Raw genomic sequence first — 14068 nt, 5'->3', positions numbered from 1 at the left:
GCGCCCGCTCCCCACGAACGGACGGAAAACAATTGATGCGCATCTGCATGATCGGCACCGGCTATGTCGGCCTGGTGTCCGGGGCCTGCTTTGCCGATTTCGGCCATGACGTCACCTGCGTCGACAAGGACGAGGGCAAGATCGACGGCCTACTCGCCGGCCGGATGCCAATCTGGGAGCCCGGGCTCGAGGCGCTGGTGTCGCACAATGCGAGCCGCGGCCGGCTGAAGTTCACCACCGACCTCGCCGAGGGCATTCGCGACGCCGATGCGGTGTTCATCGCGGTCGGCACGCCGGCGCGGCGCGGCGACGGCCACGCCGATCTGAGCTACGTCTATGCTGCCGCCAAGGAGATTGCCGGCGCGCTGACCCGCCCGGCGGTGGTGGTCACCAAGTCGACCGTCCCCGTCGGCACCGGCGACGAGATTGCGCGGATCCTCAAGGAAAACAACGCGCCCGAGGGCACCAGCGTCGCTTCCAACCCCGAGTTCCTGCGCGAAGGCGCCGCCATCCGCGACTTCAAGATCCCCGACCGGATCGTCGTCGGGGCCGAGGACGAGACCGCCCGCGAGGTGCTGCGCGAAGTCTATCGTCCGCTGTTCCTCAACAAGGCGCCGATCCTGTTCACCGGCCGGCGCACCGCCGAGCTGATCAAATATGCGGCGAACGCCTTCCTCGCGACCAAGATCAGCTTCATCAACGAGGTCGCCGACTTGTGCGAAGCGGTGGGCGCCGATGTCCAGGAAGTGAGCCGCGGGATCGGCCTCGACAACCGCATCGGTCCGAAGTTCCTCCACGCCGGCCCGGGCTATGGCGGAAGCTGCTTCCCCAAAGACACGCTGGCCCTGCTCCAGACCGCCGAGGGGGAAGGCGTTCCGATGCAGATCGTCTCGGCGGTGGTGGCGGTCAACGACCAGCGCAAGTCGGCCATGGCCGACCGGGTTGCCGAAGAGCTTGGCGGTGACCTCAAGGACAAGAAGGTCGCCGTCCTCGGCCTCACCTTCAAGCCCAACACCGACGACATGCGCGACGCGCCGAGCCTGTCGCTGATCCGGCGGTTGCAGGAGGGCGGCGCCAGCGTCGCGGCCTTCGATCCCGTGGGGCGCGAGCAGGCCGAGCCGATGCTCCCCGGAATCAGCTTCGCCGCGGACGCCTATGCCGCGGCCGAAGGCGCCGATGCCTTGGTCCTCGTCACCGAATGGGACGAATTCCGCGGCCTCGACCTCAAGCGACTGGCCTCGGTCATGCGCGGCAACAATCTGGTCGACCTGCGCAACGTCTACGAGCCGGCCGAGGCCGAGCGGGCCGGGCTGCGCTATCGCGGCATCGGCCGCGGTGACCTTTCCCGCTAGGACCTCTTTCGATGGCAATCCTCGTCACGGGCTGTGCGGGCTTCATCGGCATGCACACCGCACTGGCCCTGCTGGCCCGCGGCGAAGAGGTCGTCGGAATCGACAATCTCAACGCTTATTATGATCCGGCGCTGAAGCAGGCCCGGCTGGCCGAGCTGGCGCGCTTCGACGGCTTCGCGTTCCGGCAGGCCGACCTTGCCGACATGGAGGCGCTACGTGGCGCGGTCGCCGCAGCGAACGTGGACCGGATCGTCCACCTCGGCGCGCAGGCCGGGGTGCGCTACAGCTTCAGCCATCCGGCCGACTACATTCGCTCCAATCTCGTCGGCCATGCCAACATCCTCGAACTGGCGCGGGCGCTCGAGGTCCGTCACCTCGTCTACGCTTCCTCTTCCTCGGTCTATGGCGGCGGCACCACCCTGCCGATGTCGCTCGACCAGCGCGCCGACCGCCCGCTCTCGCTCTACGCCGCAACCAAGCGCGCTGACGAACTGATGAGCGAAAGCTACGCCCATCTCTTCGCCATTCCCCAGACCGGGCTGCGCTTCTTCACCGTTTACGGGCCGTGGGGCCGCCCCGACATGGCGGTCTGGCTGTTCACCGACGCAATCCTCGCAGGCCGGCCGATCCGCCTGTTCAACGAGGGGCGGATGAAGCGCGACTTCACCTTCGTCGACGATATCGTCGCAGGGGTGCTGCTGGCGCTCGACCGCCCACCCGCCGCCGACGGCTCGGCCAAGCCCGGCGGGAGCCACGGCCCCCACGCCCTCTACAATATTGGCAACCACCGCTCCGAGGAATTGCGGCGACTGGTCGCTGTAATCGAACAGGCGACGGGCCGCGAGGCGGTCGTCGAATTCGCCCCGCTCCAGCCGGGCGACATGGTCGACACTTATGCCGACATCGACGACCTCGCCCGCGATACCGGCTTTGCCCCCCGCACCACGCTCGACACCGGCATCCCGCGCTTCGTCGACTGGTTCGAAGGCTGGCGACAACGCTGAAAAGCGAAGCCTTGGGCTCGCTTGAGCTCGTTGAGCGTTGCCTTCGGGCTGCTTGTCCCTAGAGGAACCCGGTGTCCATTCGTTCTCAAGACCTTCCCGGTGCGTGCCGGGTCATTCCGCTCGATGTCCGAGGAGACGAGCGCGGCTTGCTTATTCCGGTCGAGGTCGGACAGGCCGTCCCCTTCGACATCAAACGCGTCTATACCGTGTTCGATACCAAGCCCGGGGTCCGGCGGGGATTTCACGCCCATCACCGGCTTCAGCAGGTGGCGATTGCGGTCGCGGGCAGCTGCCGGATGGTACTCGATGACGGCAAGGCGCGGACGACCGTTATCCTGGACCGACCCGATCTCGCGCTGACCCTGCCGCCGATGGTCTGGCACGAGATGGAGGATTTCTCCGACAACTGCGTGCTCCTCGTGCTTGCCGACGACGTCTATGACGAGAATGACTATATCCGCGATTACGACGCCTTTCTCGAACTGAGCCGGGCCCGCGCATGATCCCGTTCCTCGACCTTGGCGCGGCGACCGCCGAACTTCGCGCGGAGATCGACGAGGCGATGGCACGGGTGCTCGACAGCGGATGGTATATCGGCGGCGGCGAATGCGAGCGCTTCGAGGAGGATTTCGCGGCCTATTGCGGCGCGCGCCACTGCGTCGGTGTCGGCAACGGTCTCGACGCGCTCGAACTGTCGCTGCGCGCCTGCGAGATCGGCGATGGGGACGAGGTGATCGTCGCCAGCAACACCTACATCGCCAACTGGCTGGCGGTCACCGCGGTCGGAGCGACGGTGGTCCCGGTCGAGCCCGATCCGCTCACCCACAATCTCGACCCCGCGCTGGTCGAGCAGGCGATCACCCCGGCGACCCGGGCGATCATGCCGACCCACCTCTACGGCCAGTCCGCCGACCTCGATCCGCTGCTGGCCCTCGCCCGCAAGCATGGCCTGCGGCTGATCGAGGACGCCGCGCAGGCGCATGGCGCGCGCTACAAGGGCCAGCGGGTCGGCGCGCATGGCGATGCGGTCTGCTGGAGCTTCTATCCCGGCAAGAATCTCGGCGCGCTCGGCGACGGGGGCGCGGTCACCACCAACGACCCCGAGCTCGCCGCCGCCATCCGCCGGCTCGGCAATTACGGTTCGTCGCGCAAATATGTGAACGAGGTTCGAGGCACGAACAGCCGGCTCGACCCGCTCCAGGCGGCGGTGCTGGGAGTGAAGCTGCGCCACCTCGACGCCTGGAACGCGCGCCGCGCGGCCATCGCCCGGCGCTATCTCGCCGAACTTCCGACCGAGCGGCTCATCCTGCCCGTCGTTCCCGACTTCGCCGATCCAGCCTGGCATTTGTTCGTGGTGACGACGCCCAAGCGCGATCGCCTCCAGCAGCAGCTCGCCGACGGCGGAGTCCAGACCCTGATCCACTATCCGATCCCGCCGCACCGCCAGCAGGCCTATGCCGACCAGGCGGTGGCGACGGCGCGGCTGCCGGTCGCCGAGCGCCTCGCCGAGGAGGTACTGAGCCTGCCCATCGGCCCGCAGCTCATCGAGCAAGAGGCGGCGCGCGTCATCGAAGCGGTGAGGAGAGTGGATCATGGCGCAGTTGCGTAAGCCCGCCCGGGTCGAAGGAAAGCGGCTGAAGTTCGAGCCGGTCACCGAGGAGGACGCCGAGTTCATCCTGTCGCTCCGCCTCGACGAGCGAAAGAACCAGCATCTCTCCGCCACCGCGCCCGATCTCGAGGCGCAGAAAAGCTGGCTTCGCTCCATGCAGTCCGACGAGAGCCAGGTCTATTTTCTCATCAAGACGATGGACGGCACGCCGGTGGGCACCGTCCGGGTTTATGACCCGCGTGGTGACCTCTTCTGCTGGGGTTCGTGGATCCTGGCCGGCGGCGCCCCGCCCTCGAGCGCGGTCGAAAGCACCGTGATGATCTACGGGTTCGGCCTCGCCTGCGGCTTCGAGGGCGCCTATTTCGACGTGCGCAAGGCCAATACCAAGGTGTGGCAATATCATGAGCGCTGGGGCGCGACGCGCACGGCCGAGACCGAGCAGGACTATCATTACGAGATCCACCGGCCAGCGCTTGAGCGGACAATGCCGCATTATGCCTCGCGCCTGCCCGCAGGCGTCCGGGTCGTCTGGGATGCCTAAGCGACCCGTCCATGCCCGCGACTGACGAAGCTTATCGCGCGCCGGCCGAGCCCGACCCGACCGATCGCCATTCCTACCGGAAGATCCTCGCCAGCACGTCGATCATCGGCTCGGCCACGCTAGCCTCCATCGTGGTCGGGATCGTTCGCACCAAGGCGTTGGCCCTGATTGCGGGGCCGGCAGGAATCGGGGTCATCGGCCTCCTCAACAACATTAGCGGAATTGGGACCAACCTTGCCGGGCTCGGATTGTGCCATTCGGTTACCCGCGACATCGCGGCCTCGCCCGGTCCCGCCGAAAGGGCCGAGGTGCGTCGTGCGCTGTGGCTCGCCACGATGCCCGCGGCGATACTTGGTGGGCTAGTGCTGTGGCTGCTGCGCGCGCCCATTGCGAGGCTCGTCGCGGGCGACCAAGGGCTCGCGCTGCTGGTCGGACTGTCGGGGCTCGCGGTGACCTTTGGTGCGATCGCCTTCGCCCAACAGGGCGTGCTCCAAGGCCTTCAGCGGATCCGGGCGCTCGGAATCATCCGTATCGGAAGCCCTTTGCTCGCAACCCTGCTCGCCATCCCGGCGGCTTATTGGTGGGGCGAGATCGGCCTCGTCGTCGCCGTCGTCGCCGTTCCCTTGGCCGCAGTGCTGGTCGGTCTCCTATATGCCCCTCGCGACCTGCCCGCCGTCAGGGTCGACCGCGCGCAATTGCTGGCACGGTGGGACTCGCTGCTTCGGCTCGGCGCGGTGATGATGGTGACGGGCCTCATCAACCTATCGGTGCTGGCGGCGGTTCGTGCCTTTGTGGTGCGCGACGGCGGGCTTGAGGCGGCGGGGCAGTTTCAGGCAGTGATCACGCTCACAACCATGAATATCGCCCTCGTCCTCAGCGCGATGGCGAGTGACTACTTCCCGCGGCTCAGCGCCGAGGCGGGCCTGCATTCCGAGCAGAACCGCATCGTCAATCAACAGCTCCACAGCGCGCTCCTGCTGGCGGTGCCGCTGATCCTCGGTCTTATCGCCTTCGCGCCCTTCGTCATGCGTATCCTCTATTCGTCGCAATTCCTCCCAGGCACCGAGCTCCTTCGCTGGCAGCTGTTCGGTGACGTGCTTAAGGTGCCGAGCTGGGCGCTGGGGTTCGTGCTCCTCGCCAACGGCAACCGGAGGGCGTTCTTCGCGACCGAGATCCTCTACGCTACAGTGTATCTCGCTGGCAGCTACGTCGCGGTTTCGAGCTTCGGTATGCGCGGCGTCGGCCTCGCCTATTCCCTCGCCTTTCTCGCTTATGCGATCGCGTTGCAGTGGGTCTGCCGGCGCGATTACGGCATCGCCATCTCGCGCGAGAACATGCTCATTCTGCTCGTCTCCGCGGCAGTGATTGGCCTGCTTCAGGTCGCGGCGACCTTCAGCCAGTGGCTGGTGTTCGGGCTCGGCCTCGCCGCCGCCGCCGCTTCGGGTCTGTTCACGCTGCGCGAGCTCTCCCGCAAGACCGGGATCCGGCTGCCCTTCCTCGGGACCCGTTCGTGAGCCCCGCGCCGCAGACCGCCGGGGGCCTGCTCATGGTCTACGGGCGAATGGACACGGGCGGGATCGAGACGCTGATCGTCCGGCTGGCGAATGTCGTCACAGGCCGCGGGACCCGTGTCGCCGTCTGCACCTCGGGCGGCCCCCTGCTCGACCGCCTCGACCCGGGCGTCGAACGCCTCGATTATGCCGACGAAAGCAAGGCGATCGACTCTGCTGCGGCCTGGCTGGAGGCTAATGGCCCGGCCACGATCCTGAGCTTCGACCCGATCTCCGCCGCGCTCGCACTCGACATCGAAACGCGCGCTGGGGCCGCTCTCGCACCCACGCACCTCAGCGGCGTCTTCCATCCGCGCGCTTATTTTATGACCGGGAGCCGAAAGGACCGGATCGCCCTCAATCGGCTGGTCGCCCGCGCGGTTGGCGACGAACGCCTCTTCTTTATGAACGAAGAAGCGCGCGACGAGCATGGCCGCGTGCTCGGGGTCGGCCAGGGTTCGGCGATTCTTCCCCTCCCCATCGCCGAGCAGCCCGCGCAATGGAGCGCAAGCACACGCCCTGCCCTCCGGCTGGTCAGCGTCGGGCGGCTGGTCGACTTCAAGGCCTTTGTCCTCGCGATCCCGGGCATCGTGCGCGATCTGGCCGCGCAGGGGATCGACGCTCGCTGGGACATTTACGGCGATGGCCCGCTCAAGGGCGAACTCGAAGGGCTGATCGCCGCATCGAGGAGCGACCGGGTCAGGCTGCTCGGGCTTCTTCCCTACGAGAATTTTGCCGCCACCGTGGCGGGCTACGACCTTTTTGTCGGCATGGGGACGGCGGCGCTCGAGGCCGCGATGCTCGGCGTGCCCACCATCGTCGCGACCGAGAGCAGCGCGAGCACGAGCCATGGCTATTTGCACGACCTGCCCTTCGGCAATGTTGGCGAGCGGCGCACCGACCTCCCCGCCCATGAGCTCGGCGAGATGATCGCCCGCTTCGCCGCGCTTGGCGAGGATGGCCGCGCCGCCTTGTCGGAAGCCTCGCGGGCGGCCGCGCGGCGCTTTTCGACCGACCATTTCCTAGCGGCGCTCGAGGCGCTTGGGGCGCGCACGGGGGAAAATGCCTCACCTTTGCGCAAGCGAGTAGCGGCGGCGCTCTACCGGCTGGCGACGCGCAGCGCGGGGATCAGGCTCGCCCGCCGGCTGCGTGCACTGGCCCGCTCAGGCGGCGCTTCCTAGCAGCAGCTGCTCGAAGCGCCGGATCGACGCCGCGCCCGCGTAGTCGGCCGCGCGCTCGACCTGTCGCTCCGCATCGAACTTCGCAGCCAGACGGCTCTCGATCGCTGCAACCAGCGCGTCCTCGTCGCCGACCGGCACCAGCGTGCCAAATTCGCCGCCGCCGAGGATTTCGCGCGGGCCGCTGCGGCAGTCGGTGCTGACGATCGGAAGTCCGGCGTGGAGCGCCTCGACCAACACCAGCGGAAGCCCTTCGAACCGACTACTGAGGACGAACAGGTCGGCCGAGGCGAAGAAGGACCAGGGATCGCGGTAGAAGCCCGGGAAACTCACCCGCTCGGCGATCCCGAGCTCCTCGGCGCGCCGCTCTAGCGCGCCGCGACAGGCACCCTCACCGACGATCGCCAGCGATGCTTCGCCTGCCAGCCGGGCAAAGGCCCTGAGCAGGAGGTCATGGTCCTTCTCGGTTTTGAGGCTGCCGACCGTGAGGATACGCTTGCCGGTGCCCTTCCACGCGGCGACCGCCTCGGGGCCCGCGACCAGCGGCAGCGGGGGCAGGTCGACCGGATTGATGATCACCTCGAGCGAGGAACGCGGCAGGCCGGTCAAAGCGGCGAAGTCGTCAGCCGATCCGTCCGAAACGAAGGTCCGCGCCTCGGCTCGTGGGTAGGCCCAGCGTGCCGACAGCCGGATGCTCGCCCGCGTGAGTGGGCGGCCATATTGCTGTGAAAGCGTGGAATGATCGGTGAGTACTAGCCGGGTCGGTGTCCGGGCTAGCGCGCGGCCCGCGACCGCGGCCACGGTCAACGGCCACATGAAGGCGAGCAGGCCAGCCGGCCGCTCGCGCCGAAAATAGCGGGCAAGCGCCTGCGGCACCGAGCGCACGCGCGGCGCGGCAAGGTCGATCACCCGCACCTCGGGCCGGAGCAATGGCAAAAGCTCGCCCTCGGCCCGCTGGAGGACGAGGTCGACCGGGTGACCACGCTCGGCGAAGGAATTGGCGAGGTTGAGCGAGACCCGCTCGGCCCCGCCGCCGCGAAGGTCGGGGACGAGCAGGGCCAGCCGCCGGGACGTGTCGGAAGAAGGAGCGCTCACCTCTTCGGCCTAGCAGCGCGGCGCGGACGGGCAAGACAGGACTGGCGCCGGGAGGACGCATCGGGCAGGCGCAAGCGACCATGACCAGTCCCGCTTCGATCCTCTACCTCAGCTACGACGGGATGACCGATCCCTTGGGGCCCAGCCAGGTCCTGCCCTATCTCGAGGGGCTCGCCGCGCTCGGCCACCGGGTGACTCTGGTGAGCTTCGAGAAGCCGGAACGGTTCGAGGAGGGGCGCGCCGCGATCGATGCGCAATGCGCCGCCTCGGGGATCCGCTGGGTGCCCCAACGTTATACCAAACGCCCGCCGATGGTTTCGACCCTCAAGGACATCCGGACGATGGAGCGCGTGGCGGTCGGTCTCCACGCCGAGAGCCCGTTCGATATCGTCCATTGCCGCAGCTACGTGGCCGCGATGGTCGGGCAGGCGATGAAGCGCCGCTTCGGCACCCGCTTTCTGTTCGACATGCGCGGCTTCTGGGCCGACGAGCGGGTCGAGGGCGGGCTGTGGCTGCTCCGCAGCCCGGTCTTTCGCGCGGCCTATCATTGGGTGAAACGCAAGGAAGCTCAGTTCCTGCGCGAGGCCGACGCCATCGTGGTGCTGACCGAAGAAGCGCGGACCGTGCTTGCCGATGAGTGGCGTATCGCGAACCCCGAGCGGGTGACGGTCATCCCCTGCTGCACCGACTTTGGCGCCTTTCCCGCGATCACGGCCGAGCGCCGCGCCGATGCCCGCGTATTGCTGGGGATCGAACCGCACGTGCCCGTCGCCGCCTATCTCGGCTCGATCGGCACCTGGTACATGCTAGCCGAGATGCTCGACTGCTTCGCCCGCCAGCGCGCGCGCGATCCGTCCTCGGTCATGCTGTTCGTCACCCGCGACGATCCCGGCCCGATCGAGGCCGCGGCAGCCGCCCGCGGCATCGGCCCAGAGGCGCTGAGAATTCGGCCCGCAAGCCGCGCCCAGGTGCCCGAGCTCCTTGCCGCCGCCGACTATGGCCTGTTCTTCATTCGCCCGACCTTCTCCAAGCGCGCGAGCTCGCCGGTCAAGCTCGGCGAGCTGCTCGCCCTCGGCCTGCCTGTCCTGACCAATGCCGGGGTCGGCGACGTCGACCGGATCCTTGCCGAAACCGGCGCGGGCGTCGCCATCCCGAAGCTCGACGATCAGGGATATGATGCCGGTCTGGACGCTCTCGCGGTGCTTGCGCTCGATCCGGAGCGGCTCCGCGCAGGGCTCGCACACTGGTTCGATCTCGAGGAAGGCGTTCGCCGCTACGACGCTATCTACCGCGGCCTTCTCAGCGCCTAGGCGCCACGCTCCGGAAGAGTTCGACCACGCGCGGCGCCTGGGAAGCGAGGCTGTATTCGGCGACCGCGATTCTTCTCCCCTCGGCGCCGAAGCGCGCACACAACGCGGGATCGGCGATTAGGCGACGGAGGCCCTCGACCCATTCCGCCTCGGTGGTGGCGAGGAGACCATTGATCTCGGGGCGGACGATGCTCACATTGACCCCGACCGGCGAGGCGACGACCGGCAGCCCGCAGGCCATGTACTGGATGAGCTTGAACCCGCTCTTGCCGCGCTCGAAGCCGCGGTCGATCAGCGGCATGATTCCGATGGAGAAAAGCTGAACCTCGGCGATTTCGGTCGCCTCGCTCCATTCCACGAGGTCGAGCCCATCGAACCGGTCCGCCTCGGCCGCTGCCCCCGCCCCGATGGCACGGACGCGCACGCCGGTCTCGCGGTGCAGTGCCGCCAGCGCGGGAAGCAGGGGTTTCATGTTCGCCCAGGTCGAGGGCGATCCGATCCAGCCGATCACCGGCGACCGGTCACGCTCGGCAGGCCGCCAGCGCTCGGTCTCGACCACTGTCGGGACGACGAGCGTGTTGGCGCAGTAGCGGCCGATATGCTCCTGCAGGAGCGGGTTGCCGCAGGTCACCCCGGCAGCGGATCGCAGCAAGGTCCCGAACTTGTTCCCGAGGAGGCGCCGAACGAGCGGGCGGCGGTGCTCTTCGTAGGCGAGATGAAAGGCATCGTCCCAGTCGTAGATGACCGGAACGCCGCGCGGCATCAGCCGCTGCTCGAGCGCGGCCGGAAGATAGGGAAACAGCTCGCCATAGACCCACAGGAGGTCGGGCCGCGGTCCTTGCGTAAGCTGGCGTGCCCGGCGCGCATAAGCGGCGGGCAGGCTCGCCGGCGATGCACCCTTCCCCGCGACGAGGCTCTTCATGTGTCCCTCGCCGAGCAGCGGATGCCATTCGACCGCGAAGCCGGCCTCGGCCAGCGCGGGCAGATACTCTAGCAACCGGTAGCGCGTGCTGGCGGCGTCGCGGTCGTAGCGGGTGAAGGCCAGGACGCGCATCAGCGCTCCCCAACGAGCCGCGCCACCACGGGTAAGAGCGCTTCCTCCCAGTCGCCGAGCCCAATCCCAAACGCGCCGCGCAGCTTCGCGCCCGACAGCACCGACCAGGCCGGGCGGCGGGCGGGGGTCGGATAGTCGGCGGTGGCGATCGGCCGTATTTGGATCGTCGCACCCGCCTGGCGCATGATCTCGGCGGCGAATTCGGCCCAGCTCGCCTCGCCCGCGCCGGCGGCATGATAGGTCTCGCCCCACCCGCGCGCGTCGCCGCCGAGGCGCCGCTCGGCGAGCGCGAGTATGACCCCGGCCAGGTCGAGCGCGCTGGTCGGCGAGCCGCGCTGGTCGGCGACCACCGACAGCTCGTCGCGCTCGGCCGACAGGCGCAGCATGGTCTTCACGAAATTGTGCCCGAAGGGCGAGTGGACCCAAGCGGTGCGGAGGATGAGATGGTCGGGATTGGCCGTGCGGACCTGATCCTCGCCCGAAGCCTTGGTCCGGCCGTAAGCGCCCAGGGGAGCGATGGCGCGGTCCTCGGTCAAAGGCGCGTCGCCGCTTCCGTCATAAACATAGTCGGTCGAGAGATGGATCACCGGCGCGCCCACCGCCGCGGCGGCCGCGGCGACCTCGCCCGCGCCCTCGGCATTGACCCGATAGGCGAGCGCTTCCTCGGTCTCGGCCTTGTCGACCGCGGTATAGGCCGCCGCGTTGACCACTAGGTCGGGCTTCACGGTCGCGACGTAGGCTGCGGCGCTGCCGGGCTCGGCGAGGTCGCAATCGGGCCGGGCGGCGAAGACGAGTTCGACACCGGCGAGCCCCGCGCCCCGCTCGGCCAGGCTTCGGGCGACCTGCCCGTCCCGGCCGGTGACGAGGATCTTCACCCGGCGGTCCCGAGCCGCTCGCCGGCGTACGCCTGCCGGAGCGGCTCCCACCACCAGCGATTGTTCAAATACCAGTCGACCGTCGCGCCAAGCCCGTCCTCGAAGCTTCGCGACGGGCGCCAGCCGAGCTCGCGCTCGATCTTGGTGCAGTCGATCGCATAGCGCCGGTCATGCCCCGGGCGGTCGCTTACGAAAGTGATGAGGTCGCGGCGCGAACCGCCATCCTTGAGCGGCACCCGCGCGTCGAGCGCGTCGCAGATGGCCTCGACGACCTGGAGGTTGGTCCGCTCGGCCCGGCCGCCGACATTGTAGCTCTCGCCCGGAACGCCCTTGGTCAGCACGGCCTCGAGCGCCTCGGCATGATCCTCGACGAATAGCCAGTCGCGGACATTCTCGCCCTTGCCATAGACCGGCAGCGGCCGCCCCTCGAGCGCGTTCAGGATCACCAGCGGGATCAGCTTTTCGGGGAAGTGATAGGGCCCGTAATTGTTCGAGCAGTTCGATAGCACCACCGGCAGGCCATAGGTATGCCCCCAGGCGCGCACGAAATGGTCCGATGCGGCCTTGCTCGCGCTGTAGGGCGAGCTTGGCGCATAGGGCGTCTCCTCGGTGAAGATGCCGCTGTCGAAGGGCAGGTCGCCGAACACCTCGTCGGTCGAGATATGGTGGAAACGGAAGGCGTCGCGTGCCGTGCCCTCGAGGCTCCGCGAGTAATCGAGCGCGGCGCCCAGCAGGCGGAAGGTGCCAACGACATTGGTCTCGACGAACACGCCCGGTCCGTCGATCGAGCGGTCGACGTGGCTCTCGGCGGCGAGGTGCATGATGCCCTTGATCCGCTCCTCGCGCAGGATCCGGCCGACCAGCGCTTGGTCGGCGATGTCGCCCTCGACGAAGCGGAAGTTCTCCGCCCCCTCGACGTCGCGCAGGCTCGAGAGCGAGCCCGAATAGGTCAGCTTGTCGAGGGTCACGACATGATGGCCGCCCGCGACCATCCGGCGCACCACCGCGCTGCCGATGAAGCCCGCGCCGCCGGTGACGAGGACCCGGGTCACGCGAACACCTCGGCATCCGCGAGGAGCGGCGCGCTGCGATCCTTGGCCGAAAGCAGGCAGTCGGTCGCGGCCATCGGCCAGTCGATCCCGATGGCCGGATCGTCGGGCCGGATGCCCCGGTCATGCTCGGGACTGTAACGCTCACTCACCTTGTACTGGACCTCCGAGCCTTCTTCGAGGCTGAGAAAACCGTGCGCGAAGCCGGCCGGGACGAACAGCTGGTTCCACCTGTCGGCCGACAGCTCGACCCCGGTCCACTGGCCGAAGGTCGGGCTCGAACGGCGGATATCGACCGCGACGTCGAACACCGCGCCGCGGCTGACCCGGACCAGCTTAGCCTGGGCGAAGGGGGGAAGCTGGTAGTGGAGGCCGCGCAGCACGCCCTTGGCCGAGCGGCTGTGATTGTCCTGGACGAAGCCGGTCTCGATCCCCGCTTCGGCGAAGGTGGCGGCGTTCCACACCTCGGAGAAGAAGCCGCGGTCGTCGCCGATCCGGCGGGGGCGGATCTCGAGCACGCCCGCAAGGCCAGTCGGGGCCACCTCAAGCACCGGCCAGCTCCCGTGCGCGACGCCGGAGGTAGGTCGCGTAGCTGGTCTTGCCGAGTTGGTCGGCCCGGGCCAGCACCTGGTCGGCGGTCAGCCAGCCCTGCTCGAGCGCGATCTCCTCGGGGCACATGACCTTGAGGCCCTGGCGCTGCTCGATCGTGCGGACGAACGCGCCCGCGTCCTGCAGGCTGTCGTGGGTCCCGGTATCGAGCCAGGCATGGCCGCGGCCGAGCTTGCTGACGTAAAGCTCGCCGAGCGCGAGATAGGCCTTGTTGACGTCGGTGATCTCGAGCTCGCCGCGTGGCGACGGCTGCAGGTTGGCGGCGATGTCGAGCACCCGGTTGTCGTAGAAATAGAGGCCAGTCACCGCCCATTGCGATTGCGGATTCGCGGGCTTCTCCTCGATGCTGGTGACGCGCCCGTCGGCATCGAAGGTCGCGACGCCGTAGCGCTCCGGATCCTCGACCGGATAGGCAAAGACGGTCGCCCCCTGCTCGACCGCGGCGGCGCGGGTCGCCAGTTCGCTGAGGCCGGCGCCGTAGAAGATGTTGTCGCCGAGCACGAGCGCGACACGATCCTCGCCGACGAATTCGCGGCCGATGATGAAGGCCTCGGCAAGCCCGTTGGGCGCGGCCTGCTCGGCATAGCTCAGGGACAAGCCGAAGGCCGAGCCGTCGCCCAGCAGCCGCTCGAATTGGGGCAGGTCCTGCGGGGTCGAGATGAGCAGGATTTCGCGGATCCCCGCCAGCATCAGCATGCCGAGCGGATAATAGACCATCGGCTTGTCGTAGACCGGGAGCAGCTGCTTGGAGACCGCGATGGTCGAGGGGAAGAGGCGCGTGCCGCTTCCGCCGGCAAGGATGATCCCCTTCACGGACGGGGGTTCCGGAAAATGGTGGTCAT

General features: G+C 68.2%; 14 protein-coding genes. 8 read left to right on the top strand and 6 right to left on the bottom strand.

Going from position 1 to position 14068, the window contains the following annotated elements:
* Positions 1 to 35 precede the first annotated feature (35 nt).
* The 7 genes from BS69_RS0111380 to BS69_RS0111350 all read left to right on the top strand — a co-directional run bounded on the left by BS69_RS0111380 (position 36) and on the right by BS69_RS0111350 (position 7237).
* A complete protein-coding gene (locus BS69_RS0111380; RefSeq protein ID WP_029942075.1) occupies positions 36 to 1352 on the top strand; it encodes a UDP-glucose dehydrogenase family protein in 1317 nt (438 codons plus the stop codon).
* 11 nt (positions 1353 to 1363) lie between these two features.
* Positions 1364 to 2356 carry an NAD-dependent epimerase/dehydratase family protein gene (locus BS69_RS0111375; protein WP_029942074.1) on the top strand — a complete coding sequence of 331 codons (993 nt, stop codon included), beginning with the start codon at positions 1364 to 1366 and terminating at the stop codon, positions 2354 to 2356.
* A 71-nt stretch (positions 2357 to 2427) separates the two neighbouring features.
* Entirely contained in the window at positions 2428 to 2859 is a 432-nt protein-coding gene (locus BS69_RS0111370; RefSeq protein WP_281169710.1) for a sugar 3,4-ketoisomerase, read from the top strand.
* Positions 2856 to 3965 (top strand): DegT/DnrJ/EryC1/StrS family aminotransferase, encoded by a 1110-nt coding sequence (locus tag BS69_RS0111365; RefSeq protein ID WP_029942072.1) that lies wholly within the window; start codon positions 2856 to 2858, stop codon positions 3963 to 3965. Before BS69_RS0111370 ends, BS69_RS0111365 begins: the two co-directional genes overlap by 4 nt.
* Complete coding sequence (locus tag BS69_RS0111360; RefSeq protein ID WP_029942071.1) at positions 3949 to 4506, top strand: GNAT family N-acetyltransferase; 558 nt, start codon at positions 3949 to 3951, stop codon at positions 4504 to 4506. Before BS69_RS0111365 ends, BS69_RS0111360 begins: the two co-directional genes overlap by 17 nt.
* Positions 4507 to 4517: 11 nt before the next feature.
* Entirely contained in the window at positions 4518 to 6020 is a 1503-nt protein-coding gene (locus tag BS69_RS0111355) for an O-antigen translocase (RefSeq protein WP_051676776.1), read from the top strand.
* Entirely contained in the window at positions 6017 to 7237 is a 1221-nt protein-coding gene (locus BS69_RS0111350) for a glycosyltransferase (RefSeq protein WP_029942069.1), read from the top strand. The genes BS69_RS0111355 and BS69_RS0111350 overlap by 4 nt, the downstream gene beginning before the upstream one ends.
* Here the strand turns inward: BS69_RS0111350 and BS69_RS0111345 are convergent.
* Positions 7220 to 8329 (bottom strand): glycosyltransferase, encoded by a 1110-nt coding sequence (locus BS69_RS0111345; RefSeq protein ID WP_037504844.1) that lies wholly within the window; start codon positions 8327 to 8329, stop codon positions 7220 to 7222. The genes BS69_RS0111350 and BS69_RS0111345 overlap by 18 nt on opposite strands.
* Before the next feature lie 80 nt (positions 8330 to 8409).
* Between BS69_RS0111345 and BS69_RS0111340 the strand changes: the two genes are divergently transcribed.
* On the top strand, positions 8410 to 9639 hold the full coding sequence (locus BS69_RS0111340; protein ID WP_051676775.1) for a glycosyltransferase: 1230 nt from the start codon (positions 8410 to 8412) through the stop codon (positions 9637 to 9639).
* Here BS69_RS0111340 and BS69_RS0111335 read toward each other — a convergent pair.
* Genes BS69_RS0111335 through rfbA form a run of 5 tightly spaced genes read right to left on the bottom strand, consistent with a single transcriptional unit; the run spans position 9629 to position 14039 of the window.
* Positions 9629 to 10693: a glycosyltransferase family 4 protein gene (locus BS69_RS0111335; protein WP_029942066.1), complete on the bottom strand. Its 1065-nt coding sequence runs from the start codon at positions 10691 to 10693 to the stop codon at positions 9629 to 9631. The genes BS69_RS0111340 and BS69_RS0111335 overlap by 11 nt on opposite strands.
* A complete protein-coding gene (gene rfbD / locus BS69_RS0111330; RefSeq protein WP_029942065.1) occupies positions 10693 to 11568 on the bottom strand; it encodes a dTDP-4-dehydrorhamnose reductase in 876 nt (291 codons plus the stop codon). Before rfbD ends, BS69_RS0111335 begins: the two co-directional genes overlap by 1 nt.
* Complete coding sequence (gene rfbB / locus BS69_RS0111325; protein WP_029942064.1) at positions 11565 to 12620, bottom strand: dTDP-glucose 4,6-dehydratase; 1056 nt, start codon at positions 12618 to 12620, stop codon at positions 11565 to 11567. The genes rfbD and rfbB overlap by 4 nt, the downstream gene beginning before the upstream one ends.
* Positions 12617 to 13168, bottom strand: coding sequence for a dTDP-4-dehydrorhamnose 3,5-epimerase (gene rfbC / locus BS69_RS0111320; protein ID WP_029942063.1), 552 nt, complete (start codon positions 13166 to 13168; stop codon positions 12617 to 12619). The genes rfbB and rfbC overlap by 4 nt, the downstream gene beginning before the upstream one ends.
* Positions 13161 to 14039, bottom strand: coding sequence for a glucose-1-phosphate thymidylyltransferase RfbA (gene rfbA / locus BS69_RS0111315; RefSeq protein WP_029942062.1), 879 nt, complete (start codon positions 14037 to 14039; stop codon positions 13161 to 13163). Before rfbA ends, rfbC begins: the two co-directional genes overlap by 8 nt.
* Positions 14040 to 14068 lie beyond the last annotated feature (29 nt).

The sequence above is a fragment of the Sphingomonas astaxanthinifaciens DSM 22298 genome, assembly GCF_000711715.1.
In the GTDB taxonomy this organism is placed as follows: Bacteria; Pseudomonadota; Alphaproteobacteria; order Sphingomonadales; family Sphingomonadaceae; genus Sphingomicrobium; species Sphingomicrobium astaxanthinifaciens_A.
The sequence above is the reverse complement of the archived record's forward strand: the minus strand, read 5'-3'. Positions and strand labels throughout refer to the sequence as shown.